Source organism: Clostridioides sp. ZZV14-6009 (assembly GCF_020658095.1).
Lineage (GTDB): Bacteria > Bacillota > Clostridia > Peptostreptococcales > Peptostreptococcaceae > Clostridioides.
Window position 1 is genome coordinate 96387 of the sequence record NZ_JAGWDG010000012.1, and the last position, 18013, is coordinate 114399.

The window sequence follows — 18013 nt, forward strand, 5'->3', positions numbered from 1 at the left end:
TCTATATGTACATACAATTTTATTTCTGCATCTACTTTAATAATTCCTTTATTTTTGTTTGTTTTAAGGCAACCTTAATTATTTCTCAGGAAATAATTAAGGTTGCCTACTAATTAATAGCTTGATTATTTAATAGGATTTTTAGCTGGTTTACCAGCTTTTCTAGGGTATTTAACTGGTGTTTCATGTATCTTTTTAAAAACTAATATATTATGATTTAAATCTATTTCTGGTAATTCTACATCTATTTTTTCGACAAACTCTAATCCTAAAGTATCTATAGCCTTTTTTGATTCCTCTAATTCTAGATTAGCATTTGGACCTTTTAAACAAATAAAATATCCTCCTACTTTTACAAATGGTACACAAAATTCCATAAGAATTGGTAATCCAGCTACAGCTCTTGCTGTAGCAATATCATACTTTTCCCTGTACTTTTCATCTTTTCCAAAATCTTCAGCTCTTCCATGTATAAATGTAATACCCTCTAGTTCTAATGCTCTGCCAACTTCTTCTAAAAAGTTTATTCTTTTATTTAAAGAGTCTAATAAAGTTAATTTTAATCCATCTAAACATATTCTTAGTGGTATACCTGGAAAACCAGCACCTGTACCAACATCTATTATAGACATACCATCTTTTATATATCCATTTTTTACAGCTGAAATAGAGTCTAAAAAGTGTTTTATATATACTTCTTTTTCATCCTCTATTCCTGTAAGGTTCATTTTTTGATTCCAATCAACTAATATATCTCTATATGTTTTAAATTTTTGTAACATATTATCATTTGTATCTATATTAAAATTTTCAATTCCATTTTTTAGAAGTTCTATATTATTCACCTTTGCCACCTCTAGTCCTTCTAACTTGTTCAAGGTGTATAAGTAAGACTGATATATCAGCTGGAGAAACACCTGATATACGAGATGCTTGACCTATTGAAATAGGTTTTATATCGTCTAGTTTTTGTCTTGCTTCTAGTCTAAGTCCTTCTATTGATGAATAATTTATTTTTTCATCTAATTTCTTATTCTCAAGCTTTTTAAATTGGTCTATTTGTTTTAATTGCTTGTCTATATAGCCTTCATACTTAGTCATTATCACACATTGTTCTTTAACTTCTCTTGAAACATCTTCACCAGCATCTTTTCCTAATTCTTCAAGTAACTCATAGGATACTTCTGGTCTTTTTAAAAACTCATACAATGATATTCCAACTTTTATTGGCGTTGCACCTTTTTCTTCTAATAAACTATTTACTTCTTTTGGTGTAACCCTTTCACGCTTTAATCGCTCAAATTCTTTTTCTACAGCATTCTTTTTATTTATGAATCTTTCATATCTATCTTCTTTAACTAGTCCTAATTCATAACCTTTTTGAGTTAATCTCATATCAGCATTATCTTGTCTTAAATACAATCTATATTCTGCTCTTGATGTCATCATTCTATAAGGTTCATTAGTTCCTTTTGTGACAAGGTCATCTAATAATACACCTATATATGCTTCTGATCTATCTAATACAAAAGGTTCTTTTCCTTCTATCTTTCTGACAGCATTTATACCAGCCATAAGTCCTTGAGCTGCTGCTTCTTCATATCCAGAAGTTCCATTAAATTGCCCTGCACTAAATAAGTTTTCAACACCTTTTATTTCTAAACTTATTTTTAATTGTGTTGGGTCAACACAATCATATTCTATAGCATATGCAGGTCTCATTATCTTACAGTTTTCAAGCCCCTTTATAGTTTTATACATATCTAATTGAACTTCAAAAGGTAAACTAGTTGATATACCTTGAATATACATTTCTTTAGTATTCAGTCCCTCTGGCTCTATAAACAATTGATGTGAAGTTTTATCACTAAATCTTACTACTTTATCTTCTATCGAAGGACAATATCTTGGCCCAGTACTTTCTATCACGCCACTATACATAGCAGACCTTTTTAAATTATCTAGTATAACTTTTTGAGTATCTTCAGTAGTTCTTGTTAAATAACAAGGTTCTTGCTCTTTCTCTATGTTTTCATTCATAAATGAGAAAGGAGTTACTTTTTCATCACCTTCTTGTAGAGACATTACAGAGAAATCTATACTATCTCTATGGACTCTTGCTGGTGTTCCTGTTTTAAATCTTCTCATTCTAAGACCTAATTCAACTAAACTATCTGTAAGATATTTTGCATATCCTAATGCATTAGGCCCTTCGTAAAATGCTACCTCACCCATATATATTTTTGAATTTAAATAAACTCCAGTAGCTAATATTACAGCTTTAGATTTAAATGAACATCCTAGTTTAGTTCCAACACCTATTACAACATTTCCTTCATGTAATATTTCTACAACTTCATCCATAGCTATATCAAGATTTGGCTCATTTTCTAATGTTTTTTTCATTTCTTCATGGTATTTAAATTTATCTGCTTGGGCTCTTAAAGAATGAACTGCTGGTCCTTTAGCAGTATTTAACATTCTACTTTGTATATATGTCTTGTCTATATTTAGTCCCATTTGACCACCTAAAGCATCTATCTCTTTTACTAATTGACCTTTACCCGTTCCACCAATTGATGGATTGCAAGGCATTAATGCAATAGAATCTAAAGACATTGTTATTATCAAAGTTTTATATCCCATTCTTGCAGTAGCTAAAGCAGCTTCACATCCCGCGTGACCTGCTCCAACTACTATAACATCATATTTTCCTGCTTCAAACTTTATCATTTATAATTCCTTTCTTTTTAATATTAATGTTTCATGAGAAACACTATAAAATATCTATAATTTCTATAATAAAAAATGAAATTTATTACTTTTATATCTTCTTTCCTTTTGCATTTTATATCCTATTTTCCTATACAGAAGTTATGGAATATATTATCTAGTAAATCCTCTGTTACTGTATCCCCATTAATATATCCAAGGTAATCCCATATATTTTTTAAATCTACTTCTACAAAATCAAATGGCATACTTTGTTCTAGAGCAATTAAAGCATCTGTTGCAGACTTATATGCCTTACCAAGTGCATCTTTATGTCTAGAATTAGTTACTACTAAGCTAGAATTGTTTTTGATACTTCCTTTATATACCATAGACTCTATCTTATCTTGTAACGCTTCTATTCCTTCTTGTTGTAAAGCTGATATTCTTATTATACTATTATTTTCTACATATTTAAGTATTTTTTCTTCTTCAATCTCTTGTTTTAAGTCATTTTTATTTAATAGCACTATTGTTTGTTTATCTTTAAGCTTCTTTAATATTTCTATATCTTCTTCTGACAACTTTCTTGATGCATCTAAAACCATTATAATTAAATCAGCACTTGTAAATGATTCTTTAGATTTCTCAACTCCTATTTTTTCAACTATATCATCAGTATCTCTTATACCTGCTGTATCAACTATCTTAAGAGGTATACCTTTTATATTCACAAATTCCTCTATGACATCTCTAGTAGTTCCTGGTATGTCTGTAACTATAGCTCTGTTTTCTCCCAAAATAGAGTTAAGCAGTGAAGATTTTCCTACATTTGGTTTACCAACAATTACTGTTTTCAAGCCTTCTCTAAGTATTTTCCCACTTTCAGCTGTATCATATAATTTTTTAATTTCTTTTTTAAGCTCGCCAGTTTTATCCTTAAGTGTTTGATATGTTATATGTTCAATATCTTCTTCAGGATAATCTATAGCAACTTCTACATGTGCCAGTATCTCAGTAACTTTATCTCTTAAGTCTCTTATCTTCTTTGATAGAGAACCCTCTAGTTGGTTTTGGGCAACTTCATGAGCTATATCGGTTTTTGCCTTTATAACATCTATTACTGCTTCTGCTTGAGATAAATCTATTCTTCCATTTAAAAATGCTCTTTTAGTAAACTCCCCAGCTTCTGCCAATCTAACATCTTTAGATAATATTAATTCTAAAATTTTCTTTACTGAAATAAATCCGCCATGGCAATTTATTTCTATAACATCTTCTCCTGTATATGAATTTGGACCTTTCATATATGCCAATAATACTTCATCTATTACATTTTCATTATCTATAATATTTCCATATATTAATGTTCTTTTATTATAATCTTTAATACTCTTTCCTGACATGGACTTAAAGATTTCTTCTGCAACTTTTAAAGCTTTTTCTCCACTTATTCTCAGTATACCTATGCCACCTTCTCCAGGTGCTGTAGCTATAGCCGCTATTGTATCATCTATAAACAAATTTATCACCTCTTAATTTATAATTTTTACATATAGATTTATTTTTAACCAATTGCAATGATTTAATAAGATTAAAAAATAAAACCCCCTAATGTTTAGGAGGTTGATTTTATCTTTTACACTCAATTACTAATCTTCTATATGGATCGGTTCCTTCACTATATGTAATTACATATTTGTCATTTTGAAGAGCTGAATGTATTATTCTTCTCTCATATGGATTCATATAATCTAATTTTTTAGTTTTTCTTGTTTTCGCTACTTCTCTAGCAACCTTATTAGCATATCTTATTAAAGACTCTTCTCTTTTTGACCTATAGTTTTCTATATCTACAAGTACTCTTGTATGAGAGTCTTTATTTATTTTATTAAGAGCTAATCCAGTTAAAAATTGAATAGAATCTAAAGTTTCCCCTCTTCTACCAATTAAACTTGCAGCTTCTTTGCCTTCAATATCAACCATGATTAAATTATCTTTTTGAGATACATTGACTTTGGCATCAACATTTGCATTTTTCAACATTACCTCTATAAAATTTTTAGCTACATCTAGTTCCCTTTCAATAACAAAAATTTCATAGGTACCATCTTTAGCACCTATAAAACCTAAAAACCCCTTGCTTGGATTTTCTAGTATTTCTACCTCTATATCCTCTACTTTTAAATTTAACTCTGCTATAGCCTTATTTATAGCTTCTTCTTTACTTTTACTTTTTATTAATTTTAGGCTTTTTCTCATTAACTTTTTCCTCCTTAGAGTTAGCAGCCAGCTTAGCTTTTAAAGGATTCATTATTAAGTAATACTGAGCTATTGAGAATAAGTTACTTACTGTCCAGTACAATGTAAGTCCTGCTGGGAATATAAATCCCCAATAGAAAGACATCCCTGCCATTACATATGTCATTACTTTCATAGAGCCTTGTAGTTGGTCCTTTGGAGTCATTACTTTTTGCATTACATATGCACTTGCTCCTGAAAATACTGCTAATACATAATCTGGTGCTGTTAAACTTTTTATCCATAAAAACCCATTGTCAGCCGCCATAAATGCAGCTTGATTTGCAAAAACGCCATGAGCAACTGGCTCTCTTAAAACGCTAAATAATCCTATTAATATAGGAAACTGTATTAATAAAGGTAAACAACCAGATAGTGGATTAATTTTAGCTTCTCCATATAACTTAACAATTTCTTCATTTTGTTTTTCTGGCTTATTTTTATATTTTTCTTGTATCTCTTTTATACGAGGTTGTATATCTTGCATTGCCTTTGTTGACTTAGTCTGTTTAACTGTTAATGGTAGTAAAACAATCTTTACAAGTATAGTAAAAATTATTATAGAAATACCATAATGGTTAACAAATTCAAATATTACCTTAAGAATTAATCCTAAGAAATTTCCTATTATATTCAATTTTTTTATACCTCCTAATAGTTACTCTCTTTTATTTTAGAGGGTCGTAACCTCCTGGATGAAAAGGATGACATTTTAGAAGTCTTCTTATCGTTAAGTACATACCTTTTACAAATCCATATTTTTTAAATGCCTCTATTGAATATTGTGAGCAAGTTGGATAGAATCTACAAGTAGGTCCCTTTAAGGGAGATATATACTTTTGATAAAATTTTACTAAATAAATACATAAATTCGATAAATACCTACTTATTTCCTTTAATATATAAATTATTTTATTCAAAGTTATTAACCTCCAGATTTATAGCATACAATTTAAAGAGAAATATCCGTTCTTTTAACTAAATTTTTTATAGACTTGTCTATATCTTTAAAACTAGCATCTTTACTAGATACTCTTGCTATAAATACTATATCATATCCAGGCTTAATTTTTTCATCAATATTTAATCTGTAAGCTTCTTTTATTAATCTTCTTACTCTATTTCTAGTGATAGCTTTTCCTACTTTCTTTGAAATAGAAATACCTATTCTACTATAATCTGATTTATTTTTAAGTATATATATTACTAAATATCTGTTTGCAAAAGATTTGCCGTGTTTATATACTTTTCTAAAATCAGAGTCTTTTTTTAACCCTTTTGTCCTATTAAAGTCCATAGTTAACCTCCATAAACACAGCTATGCATTGTAATTATTTACACAAAAAGGCCACCTTTGCAGCGGCCCTTTTGTAATTAATGAGTTAATCTATTTCTTCCTTTAGCTCTTCTTCTTTTTAACACGTTTCTTCCGTTAGACGTCTTCATTCTTTTTCTGAAACCATGTTCTTTACTTCTTTGTCTCTTTTTTGGTTGATAAGTTCTTTTACTCATTATTTTGCACCGCCTTTCAGATTTCATTTTCCGTTTATAAAAATAATAACTTTACCCTCAAAGTAAACATAACACATATAATTATAAATACTTTTACTATCGTTGTCAACGAGTTTTTGGTATGCTTGCATCACAAAATCTACCATATATATATTATGTATTTTTTTTATTGAAAATACTAGTAAAAATCTATTTAATTTTATTCTAAATTATTTTTTTCAATTATATACACAAATAAAGCAAATTTAACATGTTTATATTTTTTATCAACAATTAGTTAATATTGTGGATAAATTAGTTACAAATCATTGAAGTTTGACATATATTTTGATATTATAAATATACTTGTTGATAATGTGCATAAATGTTATCAACTTATTAGAAATTATTCACAGCTTGTGGATACTTTTGTGTATAACTTTTAAGATTACTGACAATACTCTAGTTATAATCACCATTTATTGTATGTTTATGTTATTTATAACTTTATCTACATATTGTTTATATCTTTTCATATTTTTTTAATAATTTATACTATTATTAATTTATCAACACCATTATCCATAAATTTAGTTATTCTGTAAAATTTATATATATTTTTGCTTTTCTGTTAATAACTTTGTGGAAAATATTAATTATTCTGTTCGGAGGTTTATATTATGGATATAGTTTCTTTATGGGACAAAACCCTACAATTAATAAAAGGTGACTTAACTTCAGTAAGTTTTAATACCTTTTTTAAAAACATCGTACCATTAAAAATACATCTTAATGACTTGATACTACTAGCTCCTAGCGATTTCAATAAAGATATTCTAGAAAATAGATATTTGCATTTAATTGAAGATGCTATAAATCAACTGTCATTAAAAAAGTATAATATTAAATTTGTATTGAGCGAAAAAGAAGTTGCTGACCTAAATTCTGATAGTACAGATTTAAATTACAGAGTACTTTACCCTAACCTGAATCCAAAATACACATTTGATACGTTCGTTATTGGTAATAGCAATAGATTTGCTCATGCTGCATGTGTTGCAGTTGCTGAATCTCCTGCTAAAGCTTACAATCCACTTTTTTTGTATGGAGGAGTTGGTTTAGGTAAAACCCATTTAATGCACGCTATTGGACATCACATCGTCAGCCAAAAAAAGGATTCAAAAGTTGTTTATGTTTCTTCAGAAAAATTTACTAATGAACTTATAAACTCTATAAAAGATGATAAAAATGAAGAATTTAGAAATAAATATAGAAACGTAGATGTCTTATTAATTGATGATATTCAATTTATAGCTGGGAAAGAAAGAACTCAAGAAGAGTTTTTCCATACATTTAATACTCTTCATGAGGCAAATAAACAGATAATTATCTCTAGTGATAGACCGCCAAAAGACATACCTACACTAGAAGATAGATTAAGATCGAGATTTGAAATGGGACTTATAACTGATATTCAGGCCCCAGACTTTGAAACAAGAATTGCTATACTTAGAAAAAAGGCTCAACTAGAACGTATAGAAGTGCCAAATGAAGTTATGTCATATATAGCAAAAAATATTAAGTCAAACATAAGGGAACTAGAAGGTGCCCTAACTAGAGTAGTTGCTTACTCTTCTCTTAGTAATAGAGTGATATCTTTTGATCTTGCTACAGAAGCATTAAAAGATATTATAACAACTTCTAAAAATGAAGAAATCAATGTGCTTAGAATAAAAGAAAAAGTTTCTTCTGTATTTAATTTAAAAATGGAAGATTTTAATTCTAAAAAAAGAACTCGTTCAATAGCTTTTCCAAGACAAATAGCTATGTATTTAACGCGCGAACTTACTGACTTATCTCTTCCTAAAATAGGCGAAGAATTTGGAGGAAGAGATCATACAACAGTAATTCATGCTCATGACAAAGTATCTAAAGACATAAAAGAAAGTGAAGAAATTAAGACTAAAATAGACAAAATTATATCAGATTTAAAGGGATAATTTATACACAATTGTCTGTTTATATCTATTGAATAACTTGTTTATATCTTTTTATCTTAAAATTTATTAACAAATAATTAAGTCTAAAATAACAAAGATATCAACATCTTATACACATGTTGATATCTTTGTATTTATAATGTTACATATACTTATTAACATTATCAACAACACCTACTACTATTACTACTATGATTTTAACTTATTTTTTTATATAAAAAGCCAGAGGAGGTTATCCACATTGAAAATAATTTGTAATCAAAAAATCCTAGCAAATAGAATTGGGATTGCTCAAAAAGCTATTAATGGAAAAACAACAATAGAACTATTAAAAGGTATACTTATATCTACAGAAGAAGGTCAATTAAAACTTACTGGATATGATGCAGAGATAGGAATAGAAACTTATGTACAAGCAGAGATTATAGAAAAAGGTGATGTTGTTGTAGATGCAAGATTATTTGGAGATATAATTAGAAAACTACCAGATTCTTTTGTTGAGATAGAAACAGATTCAGAAAATAATATTTACATAAATTGTGTAAATTCAAGATTTAAAATTAAAGGATATGCAGCTAAAGAATTTCCTAAGCTACCAGAATTAAATGAAGAAGATTTATATAGCATACCTCAAGAACTCCTAAAAAATATGATTAAACAAACTGTATTTGCTATTTCACAAGATCAAACAAAACCTGTTTTAATGGGAGAACTTCTAGAAATTGTAGATAAAAATTTAAATTTAGTAGCAATTGATGGCTATAGATTGGCTGTAAAAAGCTGCTCAGTTGATAGCTTAACTGAAAATATAAAAGTAATAATTCCAGGAAAGACACTTATAGACGTAAATAGCTTGCTTTCTGGAGAGGATAATGTTAAAGTTGGATTTAACGAAAAAAATGCTATTTTTATAATTAATGATACAAAAATTATTACAAGATTACTTGAAGGAGATTTTATTGATTATAAAAAATTGTTGCCAAGAGAGCATAACAGTAGAGTAAAGTTAAATACTAAAGAACTTTTAAACAGCATAGAAAGAGCATCTTTATTGTCTCAATCAGAAAAAAATAACCTTATAAAATTATCTATAAGAGATAAAGTAATGGCAATTACTTCTAATACAGAAAAAGGAAATGTATATGAAGAAGTTGAAATAGATTTAGATGGAGATTATTTAGATATAGCTTTTAACTCTCGATACTTTATTGAAGGGTTGAAAAATATAGATAATGAGGAAATATTTATAGAATTTACTACAAATGTAAATCCTTGTATAATTAAACCAACAGATGATATTAATTATATTTACTTATTACTTCCAGTAAGAATATCATCCAATATATAGCAGACATTAAGGAGTTGTCTTTTGTAGAAAAATTTTTCTAATCTTAGGCAACTCCTTTTGCAAGTATTTTTATGGTATAATATACTTTTAATGTATTAATACCTATTTACCTAAAATAATGGCAAGGAGGAACTCTTATGACTGAAATAACTATAGAATCAGACTATATAAAGTTAGATCAATTCCTAAAATTAGCAGAGATTGCATCAACTGGAGGTCATGCAAAATTTTTAATTCAAGAAGGTCTAGTGACAGTAAATGATGAAATAGAATTAAGAAGAGGGAAAAAGATAAAATCAGGAGATATAGTTGAGATAGAGGGAACTAAAATAAAAGTATTGTAAAAAAGGAGAACTTTTTGTGAAACTTAAAAGTTTGCAGCTTGTTAATTTTAGAAATTATGAAAAGTTGCATCTGGAATTTAATGGGAAAGTGAATCTTCTTGTTGGAAAAAATGGTCAAGGAAAGACAAATATAGTAGAATCTATTTATATGCTTTCTTTTGGCAAATCATTTAGAACCAACAAAGATAGAGAAATGGTTAGATTTAATAGTGAAAATTTATATGTTGGAGGAAGTTTTTCAAAATATAATAAATATAGTCTAATAGAGCTAATTATTGGAAAAGATAAAAAGGGGATACGAATAAATAAAGTCCCTTTGCAAAAAATGCAGGAATTACTTGGCAACTTAAATGTTGTCATATTTTCACCTGAAGATTTAAGACTAGTTAAAGAGGGTCCTAAAGAGAGAAGGACTTTTATAGATAAAGAGATTAGCCAAATTATTCCTAAATATTATAATTATCTTACTAATTACAATAAAATACTTTCTCAAAGAAGTAGAGTGCTAAAAAGCATCCATGTTGATGAAGCTTTATTAGATGTATATGATGATACACTAGCAAAATATGGAAGTTATATTTATATTTTACGCAGAGACTTTATAAAAAAGATAGCTAATATATCTGAACATATGCATATGAATTTGACTAATGGAATTGAAAAATTATCAATCAAATATAAAACTCAAATAAATATAACTGATGAAGATACTATAGAAACAGTATATAATAAATTTTTAGCCAAGTTGTCATCAAATAGACCTAATGATATAGAATCTAGAACTACTAGATATGGTATACACAAAGATGACTTAAATATATTCATAAATGATTTAGATGCAAGACTTTTTGGTTCACAAGGTCAACAGAGAACTGCTTCAATATCATTAAAGCTGTCAGAGATAGAATTAATAAAAAATGAGGTTGAAGAATATCCAGTATTAATTTTAGATGATGTTTTTAGTGAGTTAGATGAAGCAAGACAAAAACTTTTAGTAAATAATTTAAGCAATGTTCAAATGTTTATAACAAGCGCTGAAATTTCACATAAAAAAATATTTGATGAAAAGGATGTTACAATATTTAATATTGAAAATGGCAATGTTATTAGCATAGAGAATGGAGGAAATTAAATGAAACAAGAATACGGTGCAAGTCAGATACAGGTATTAGAGGGATTAGAAGCCGTTAGAAAAAGACCAGGTATGTATATTGGTAGTACAAGCCCAAGAGGTTTACACCACTTAGTTTATGAAGTTGTAGATAATAGTATAGATGAGGCTTTACAAGGATATTGTTCACATATATATGTATCTATTAATGAAGATGGCAGTATTTTAGTAAAAGATGACGGAAGAGGTATCCCAGTCGAAGTACATCCTAAGACTGGAAAATCAACTTTAGAAACAGTATTAACTAATCTTCATGCAGGAGGAAAATTTGGAGGCGGAGGATATAAAGTATCTGGAGGTCTTCATGGAGTTGGTGTTTCTGTAGTTAATGCATTATCAAAATGGATGACAGCAGAAGTTTATTTAAATGGAAAAATATATAAGCAGACATATGAAAAAGGTCTACCAACATCTAAGCTTGAAGTAGTTGGAGAATCTCAAAGTACAGGAACAATAATTCAATTTATGCCTGATGCTACAATATTTGATGAAATAGAGTTTAAATATGAAACATTGGAATATAGACTGAGAGAACTTTCTTTTTTAAATAAAGGAATAAAAATAGTATTTGAAGATAAAAGAGAAAATCAAGAAAAAAGAAAAGAATTTCACTATACAGGTGGTCTAGTAGAATATATTAAGTATTTAAATAAATCTAGAACTGGAATACATGATGACATAGTTTATATAGATAAAAAAGTTGACGATTGTATTGTCGAATTAGCTATGCAATATACGGATGGTTATACAGAGAACATATATTCTTTTGCAAATAATATAAATACACATGAAGGAGGAGTTCATTTAAGTGGATTTAAAGCAGCTCTTACTAAAACTGTAAATGATTATGCTAAGAGAAATAAATTCTTAAAAGAAAATGACGTTAACTTACTGGGTGAAGATATAAGAGAAGGCCTTACAGCTGTAGTATCAGTTAAATTACCAGAACCTCAATTTGAAGGGCAAACTAAAACAAAACTAGGTAATAGTTTTATGAGAGGTGTAGTTGATAGTGTAACAGTTGATGAACTTGGTTCTTTCTTAGAGGAAAATCCAACAACAGCTAGAATAATAGTTGATAAAGCTTTGAGAGCACAAAGAGCGAGAGAAGCTGCAAAGAAAGCAAGAGAATTAACAAGAAGAAAGAGTGTTTTAGAAAGCACATCTTTACCTGGAAAATTAGCAGATTGTGCAGAAAAAGACCCTGCTAAAAGTGAAATATTCTTAGTCGAAGGAGATTCAGCAGGAGGTTCAGCAAAACAAGGTAGAGACAGAAATAGCCAAGCGATACTTCCATTAAGAGGTAAGATACTTAATGTCGAAAAATCAAGACTAGATAGGATATTATCTTCAGACGAAATAAAAAATATGATAACAGCTTATGGTTGTGGTATAGGAGAAGATTTTGATATAGATAAGGCTAGATATCATAAAATCATAATTATGACCGATGCCGATGTAGATGGAGCTCATATAAGAACTTTACTACTAACATTCTTCTTTAGATATATGAGACCTCTTGTAGATGAGGGATATGTTTATGCAGCACAACCTCCTTTATACAAAGTAACAAAACAAAAAAAGGAATATTATGTTTATTCAGATAAAGAATTAAATATTTTATTAGATGAAATTGGAAGAAATGGTGTAGAGCTTCAAAGATATAAAGGTCTTGGAGAGATGAATGCAGAGCAATTATGGGACACTACTATGAATCCTGACACAAGAACTTTATTACAAGTAACTGTAGAAGATGCTGCAATTGCAGATGAAGTATTTTCAATGCTTATGGGTGATAAGGTTGCTCCAAGAAAAGAATTTATAGAAGAAAATGCAAGATTCGTTAGAAACTTAGATATATAGAGAGAGGGGATTAGTATACATGGAAGAAAATAACAAAATACTCCCTATTGAAATAGCGGAAGAAATGAAAAAATCGTATATCGATTATTCGATGAGTGTTATAGCTGGACGTGCTCTTCCTGATGTTAGAGATGGTCTAAAGCCAGTTCACAGAAGAATACTATACTCAATGAGTGAATTAAACTTAACACCAGATAAACCATATAGAAAGTCAGCCCGTATTGTTGGGGACGTTTTAGGGAAATACCATCCACATGGAGATACTGCTGTTTATTTTGCAATGGTAAGAATGGCTCAAGACTTTTCAACTAGAGCACTTTTAGTAGATGGGCATGGTAACTTTGGTTCTGTTGACGGAGACTCACCAGCTGCGATGCGTTATACAGAAGCTAAGATGAGTAAATTATCATTAGAATTATTAAGAGATATAGAAAAAGAAACTGTAGATTTTAAGCCAAACTTTGATGAATCATTAAAAGAACCTTCAGTACTACCAGCAAGGTATCCTAATCTATTAGTAAATGGATCTAATGGTATAGCTGTTGGTATGGCAACTTCAATACCTCCACATAATTTAGCTGAAGTAATTGATGCAACTGTACATTTGATTGACAATCCAGATTGTAGTGTTGAGGACTTAATAAAATTTATACAAGGTCCAGATTTTCCTACAGCTGCAATTATAATGGGTAAAGAGAATATAGCAGAGGCATATAGAACTGGAAGAGGTAAAGTTAAAGTTAGATCTAGAGCTTTTATAGAAGAACTTCCAAAAGGAAAACAACAGATAATAGTTACAGAAATACCTTATCAAGTAAATAAAGCTAAATTAGTTGAGAGAATAGCTGAATTAGTTAAAGAAAAAAGAATAGAAGGTATATCAGATTTAAGAGATGAAAGTAATAGAAATGGTATGAGAATTGTTATAGAATTAAAGAGAGATGCTAATGCTAATATAGTATTAAATAATCTGTATAAACATTCTCAAATGGAAGATACATTTAGTATAATAATGCTTGCTCTTGTAGATGGCCAACCAAGAGTTTTAAATCTTAAGCAAATACTATATCATTATATTAAACATCAAGAAGATGTTGTCACAAGAAGAACCAAATTTGAATTAAATAAAGCTGAAGCAAGAGCACATATTTTAGAAGGATTAAAAATTGCTTTAGATAATATAGATGCTGTTATAAGTTTGATAAGAGCTTCAAAAACAGGTCAAGAAGCTAAAATAGGTTTAGTAGAAAAATTCAATCTAACTGAAATTCAAGCTCAAGCTATACTAGATATGAGACTTCAAAGACTTACAGGTCTAGAAAGAGATAAGATAGAAGCTGAGTATGAAGATTTAATAAAGAAAATAAATAGATTAAAAGAAATTTTGGCTGATGAAAGATTACTTTTAAATGTAATAAAAGATGAAATGACAATAATAAAAGAAAATTATTCTGATGAAAGAAGAACAGAAATAAGACATGCTGAAGGCGAGATAGATATGAGAGATCTTATAAGTGATGAGGAAATAGCCATAACTCTTACTCACTTTGGATATATAAAAAGACTTCCATCTGATACTTATAAGAGCCAAAAAAGAGGTGGAAGAGGTATCTCAGCACTTACAACTAGAGAAGAAGATTTTGTAAGACATCTGATAACTACAACTACTCATAGTAGATTACTGTTCTTTACAAATAAGGGTAGAGTATTTAAATTAAATGCATATGAAATACCTGAAGGTAAGAGACAAGCAAAAGGTACTGCTATAGTAAACTTACTTCAATTATCAGCAGATGAAAAGATTGCAACTTTAATACCTATAGATGGTAATGATGAAAATGAATATTTATTACTTACAACTAAAAAAGGTATCGTTAAAAAGACTAAACGAGAAGAGTTTAAAAATATAAATAAATCTGGTCTTATTGCTATAGGTTTAAGAGATGATGATGAACTTATTGGAGTAGAGTTAACAGATGGAAAACAGGAAGTACTTTTAGTAACTAAAGAAGGTATGTCTATAAGATTTGATGAAAATGATATAAGATATATGGGTAGAACAGCAATGGGTGTAAAAGGTATAACTTTAAGTAAAAAAGACTTTGTTGTATCTATGAATCTTTGTAGCAAAGGTACAGATGTATTAGTTGTCAGTAGAAATGGTTTTGGTAAAAGAACAAATATAGAAGAATACAGAAGCCAAATAAGAGCAGGAAAAGGAATCAAAACTTATAACATATCTGAAAAAACTGGTACAATTGTTGGTGCAGAGATGGTCAATGAAGATGATGAGATAATGATTATAAATTCTGATGGAGTTCTTATTAGAATAAGAGTTAATGAAATTTCACTATTTGGAAGGGTTACAAGTGGTGTTAAATTAATGAAGACTAATGAAGAAGTGAATGTAGTTTCGATTGCTAAAATAAATATTGAAGAAGAATAGGATAAATATCCTATTCTTTTTGTATAATGTACTTAGATAAAAATTTAAAATTGAAAGGAGTAGTTATTATGTGTAATAAAAGAGGTTGTAAAAAAGGTGGATTTTTATTAATAGGAGCCATTTTAGGTTTTATATTTGGTATGTTTCTTGCACCAAAAAAAGGTTCTGAGTTAAGAAAAGAGACAAAAGATAAGTTTGATAAAGTGAAAGAAAACCCAAAAGAAGTTCTACATGAAACATTTAATGATGTTAAAGAGAGAATAATAACTTTAGTAGATGATGATAATAATGAGGAAGATATAAAAATTTCAGAAGAAGATATAGTAATAAGTAAAAGTTTTGACGACGAGGGAGATGTTAACTAATGAATGCATGGGGGTGGCAGATAGGAGCCGTATTAGTAGGTAGCTCGGCTCTTATAGTAGCAATTTATTTAGCTAAAACTCTAAATAGTTTAAATAAAATTGTTGAAAAAGCTTATAAGATTGTAGATTACAATGAAAGACATATACAAGATATTGTTGAAAATGCATCATCAATATCAAAGGGAATAGAGGATATAGTTTATGTAATTAATAAGATATTGAGTATAGGTAATATATTTAAAATTATTAAGAGGAAATAGGAGGTTTTTACATGTCTATGAATATAGATTCAAATTTAGATTCTCAAAATAAGTTTTGGAATGTTTGTATTGATGGAGAACTTGATGTCTCTACAGCAGATAAATTAAAAGAACATTTACATGGTTTAATAGAAAGAAACATGTTGGATGTAAAGATTAATCTTAAAGATTTAGATTATATAGATTCTACAGGTTTAGGGGCTATGATAGGTGTTTTAAAAAAACTAAAGATAAATGAAAAAGAAATATACATAGTAAATCCTAAGAGTAATGTTAGGAAAATTTTTACTATAACAGGTCTAGATAAAATATTTAAAGTGGAGGGATAAATTTTGGCTTGTGAAACTATAAAGATGGAAATTACTACAAATCCAGATTATGTAGGCATAATAAGATTAACAGCATCTGGGATTGCAAATAAAATGGGGTTTCCAATAGATGATATAGAAGATATAAAGGTAGCAGTATCAGAGGCATGTACAAATGCAATAAAACACAGTAATGATGATGTATTCAATATAGTATTTAATATTTTAGATGATGCAATTAATATAGAGATTCAAGATAGTGGAAAAGGATATGATGTTAGCTCAATAAGTACACCAGATTTAGAGAATCCAAAAGAAAGTGGTCTTGGATTATTTATAATTAAAACTTTAATGGATGATGTAGATATTGAATCAGAATGTAATCAAGGAACAAAAATAAAAATGACTAAGTATTTAGGAGTTGATATTTAATGAAAAATGTAGCTAATGCTACACATTACCTAAATATGGATACAAAAGAGCTATTTAATTTATATAATACAAATAAAAACGTAGATATCAGGAATATTCTTATTGAAAGACATCTATATTTAGCAAGGTTGTTAGCTAAGAAGTATATAAACAAGGGTGTTGACTTTGAAGACATATATCAAGTTGCTTCATTAGCATTAATTTATGCTATTGACAGATATGATGTTGAAAAGGGATTTGAATTCTCCAGTTTTGCAACACCAACTATAGTAGGAGAAATTAAAAAATATTTTAGAGATAAAGTATGGACACTTAGAGTACCAAGAAGAATACAAGAATTAAGCAAAAAAATAAGTGATGCTAAAATTAAACTAGAGCAAGAAAATAAAAAACATCCAAAGGTAAAAGATATCGCTGACTATATAGGGGTTAGTGAAGAAGATGTATTAGAGGCTATGGAAGCCTCTTATGGTTATCAACCTATGTCTTTAGATTCATCAAGTAATGATGATTCAGAAGACAAAGACATAACTCTTATTGATAAAATAGGAAAAGAAGAAGGTAATTTCGGAAGTATAGAATATGAAGATTTTATTAATAAGTTTATTGAAACTTTAAATGAGTTAGAAGTAAAAATATTTAAAGATAGATTTTTCTTCGATAAAACCCAGTCTAGTATAGCTAAAGAATTAGATATATCCCAAATGACTGTTTCTCGCTTAGAAAAAAAGGTCGTAGAAAAGCTAAAAAAAGAATATGAAAAAAATTTCTAAAAAAATATAAAAAAAGTATTGACCTACTGTTTGAATGATGGTATAGTATTACTTGTCCTTGAAAAAAAGGAACAAGAAAAAAATACGAACATTGAAAATTAAACAGTAGGTTAATTTATATTAAGAAACAAACCATAAAGCCAGATATTTTGATAACAATAGTATCTGAGCCTGATAAACTTTTATTTGAGAGTTTGAT

Annotated in this window: 19 protein-coding genes; 11 read left to right on the forward strand and 8 right to left on the reverse strand. The window is 28.7% G+C overall.

All coding sequences use genetic code 11. The features are described from left to right. Positions 1–125: 125 nt before the first annotated feature. From rsmG to rpmH, 8 genes are all read right to left on the reverse strand, one after another. Positions 126–845, reverse strand: a complete 720-nt coding sequence (gene rsmG / locus KGF36_RS14575; RefSeq protein ID WP_227842987.1) for a 16S rRNA (guanine(527)-N(7))-methyltransferase RsmG — start codon at positions 843–845, stop codon at positions 126–128. Further along, entirely contained in the window at positions 838–2733 is a 1896-nt protein-coding gene (mnmG, locus tag KGF36_RS14580; protein ID WP_227839152.1) for a tRNA uridine-5-carboxymethylaminomethyl(34) synthesis enzyme MnmG, read from the reverse strand. Before mnmG ends, rsmG begins: the two co-directional genes overlap by 8 nt. A 122-nt stretch (positions 2734–2855) precedes the next feature. Next, entirely contained in the window at positions 2856–4235 is a 1380-nt protein-coding gene (gene mnmE / locus KGF36_RS14585) for a tRNA uridine-5-carboxymethylaminomethyl(34) synthesis GTPase MnmE (RefSeq protein ID WP_227828566.1), read from the reverse strand. Between the two features lie 109 nt (positions 4236–4344). Next, positions 4345–4974 carry an RNA-binding cell elongation regulator Jag/EloR gene (jag, locus tag KGF36_RS14590; RefSeq protein WP_227828565.1) on the reverse strand — a complete coding sequence of 210 codons (630 nt, stop codon included), beginning with the start codon at positions 4972–4974 and terminating at the stop codon, positions 4345–4347. Further along, positions 4943–5650 (reverse strand): YidC/Oxa1 family membrane protein insertase, encoded by a 708-nt coding sequence (locus KGF36_RS14595; protein WP_227828564.1) that lies wholly within the window; start codon positions 5648–5650, stop codon positions 4943–4945. The genes jag and KGF36_RS14595 overlap by 32 nt, the downstream gene beginning before the upstream one ends. 31 nt (positions 5651–5681) lie before the next feature. Then, positions 5682–5933, reverse strand: a complete 252-nt coding sequence (gene yidD, locus KGF36_RS14600; RefSeq protein ID WP_227436574.1) for a membrane protein insertion efficiency factor YidD — start codon at positions 5931–5933, stop codon at positions 5682–5684. A 32-nt stretch (positions 5934–5965) separates the two neighbouring features. Continuing rightward, positions 5966–6310, reverse strand: coding sequence for a ribonuclease P protein component (gene rnpA / locus KGF36_RS14605; RefSeq protein WP_227850633.1), 345 nt, complete (start codon positions 6308–6310; stop codon positions 5966–5968). Positions 6311–6387: 77 nt separating this feature from the next. Further along, positions 6388–6525 (reverse strand): 50S ribosomal protein L34, encoded by a 138-nt coding sequence (gene rpmH / locus KGF36_RS14610; RefSeq protein ID WP_003420485.1) that lies wholly within the window; start codon positions 6523–6525, stop codon positions 6388–6390. 659 nt (positions 6526–7184) lie between these two features. Here rpmH and dnaA point away from each other — a divergent pair. The 11 genes from dnaA (at position 7185) to KGF36_RS14665 (ending at position 17814) form a co-directional block, all read left to right on the forward strand. Beyond that, positions 7185–8504 carry a chromosomal replication initiator protein DnaA gene (gene dnaA / locus KGF36_RS14615; RefSeq protein WP_255287852.1) on the forward strand — a complete coding sequence of 440 codons (1320 nt, stop codon included), beginning with the start codon at positions 7185–7187 and terminating at the stop codon, positions 8502–8504. 241 nt (positions 8505–8745) lie between these two features. Beyond that, positions 8746–9852: a DNA polymerase III subunit beta gene (gene dnaN, locus KGF36_RS14620; RefSeq protein WP_227436578.1), complete on the forward strand. Its 1107-nt coding sequence runs from the start codon at positions 8746–8748 to the stop codon at positions 9850–9852. A 137-nt stretch (positions 9853–9989) separates the two neighbouring features. After that, positions 9990–10196, forward strand: coding sequence for a S4 domain-containing protein YaaA (yaaA, locus tag KGF36_RS14625; RefSeq protein ID WP_227436580.1), 207 nt, complete (start codon positions 9990–9992; stop codon positions 10194–10196). Between the two features lie 16 nt (positions 10197–10212). Next, positions 10213–11328: a DNA replication/repair protein RecF gene (gene recF / locus KGF36_RS14630; protein WP_227828562.1), complete on the forward strand. Its 1116-nt coding sequence runs from the start codon at positions 10213–10215 to the stop codon at positions 11326–11328. After that, the gene (gyrB, locus tag KGF36_RS14635) at positions 11329–13230 is read left to right on the forward strand and encodes a DNA topoisomerase (ATP-hydrolyzing) subunit B (protein ID WP_227828561.1); all 1902 of its coding nucleotides are present in this window, start codon (positions 11329–11331) and stop codon (positions 13228–13230) included. A gap of 19 nt (positions 13231–13249) precedes the next feature. Beyond that, entirely contained in the window at positions 13250–15676 is a 2427-nt protein-coding gene (gene gyrA / locus KGF36_RS14640; protein ID WP_227828560.1) for a DNA gyrase subunit A, read from the forward strand. A 68-nt stretch (positions 15677–15744) separates the two neighbouring features. Next, positions 15745–16041 carry a YtxH domain-containing protein gene (locus KGF36_RS14645; RefSeq protein ID WP_227436588.1) on the forward strand — a complete coding sequence of 99 codons (297 nt, stop codon included), beginning with the start codon at positions 15745–15747 and terminating at the stop codon, positions 16039–16041. Then, positions 16041–16301 carry a DUF948 domain-containing protein gene (locus tag KGF36_RS14650; protein ID WP_227828558.1) on the forward strand — a complete coding sequence of 87 codons (261 nt, stop codon included), beginning with the start codon at positions 16041–16043 and terminating at the stop codon, positions 16299–16301. The genes KGF36_RS14645 and KGF36_RS14650 overlap by 1 nt, the downstream gene beginning before the upstream one ends. A gap of 11 nt (positions 16302–16312) precedes the next feature. Beyond that, the gene (locus KGF36_RS14655; protein WP_227436590.1) at positions 16313–16630 is read left to right on the forward strand and encodes an STAS domain-containing protein; all 318 of its coding nucleotides are present in this window, start codon (positions 16313–16315) and stop codon (positions 16628–16630) included. Positions 16631–16633: 3 nt separating this feature from the next. Continuing rightward, positions 16634–17041: an ATP-binding protein gene (locus KGF36_RS14660; RefSeq protein ID WP_227828557.1), complete on the forward strand. Its 408-nt coding sequence runs from the start codon at positions 16634–16636 to the stop codon at positions 17039–17041. After that, positions 17041–17814, forward strand: coding sequence for a SigB/SigF/SigG family RNA polymerase sigma factor (locus tag KGF36_RS14665; RefSeq protein ID WP_227436593.1), 774 nt, complete (start codon positions 17041–17043; stop codon positions 17812–17814). The genes KGF36_RS14660 and KGF36_RS14665 overlap by 1 nt, the downstream gene beginning before the upstream one ends. Positions 17815–18013: the final 199 nt, after the last annotated feature.

Coding starts and splice junctions, on each gene's coding strand:
- mnmG (WP_227839152.1), bottom strand. CDS start 2,733: ATGATAAAGTTTGAAGCAGGAAAATATGATGTTATAGTAGTTGGAGCA.
- gyrA (WP_227828560.1), top strand. CDS start 13,250: ATGGAAGAAAATAACAAAATACTCCCTATTGAAATAGCGGAAGAAATG.
- KGF36_RS14665 (WP_227436593.1), top strand. CDS start 17,041: ATGAAAAATGTAGCTAATGCTACACATTACCTAAATATGGATACAAAA.
- KGF36_RS14650 (WP_227828558.1), top strand. CDS start 16,041: ATGAATGCATGGGGGTGGCAGATAGGAGCCGTATTAGTAGGTAGCTCG.
- jag (WP_227828565.1), bottom strand. CDS start 4,974: ATGAGAAAAAGCCTAAAATTAATAAAAAGTAAAAGTAAAGAAGAAGCT.
- gyrB (WP_227828561.1), top strand. CDS start 11,329: ATGAAACAAGAATACGGTGCAAGTCAGATACAGGTATTAGAGGGATTA.
- KGF36_RS14655 (WP_227436590.1), top strand. CDS start 16,313: ATGTCTATGAATATAGATTCAAATTTAGATTCTCAAAATAAGTTTTGG.
- rnpA (WP_227850633.1), bottom strand. CDS start 6,310: ATGGACTTTAATAGGACAAAAGGGTTAAAAAAAGACTCTGATTTTAGA.
- rpmH (WP_003420485.1), bottom strand. CDS start 6,525: ATGAGTAAAAGAACTTATCAACCAAAAAAGAGACAAAGAAGTAAAGAA.
- dnaA (WP_255287852.1), top strand. CDS start 7,185: ATGGATATAGTTTCTTTATGGGACAAAACCCTACAATTAATAAAAGGT.
- KGF36_RS14645 (WP_227436588.1), top strand. CDS start 15,745: ATGTGTAATAAAAGAGGTTGTAAAAAAGGTGGATTTTTATTAATAGGA.
- yaaA (WP_227436580.1), top strand. CDS start 9,990: ATGACTGAAATAACTATAGAATCAGACTATATAAAGTTAGATCAATTC.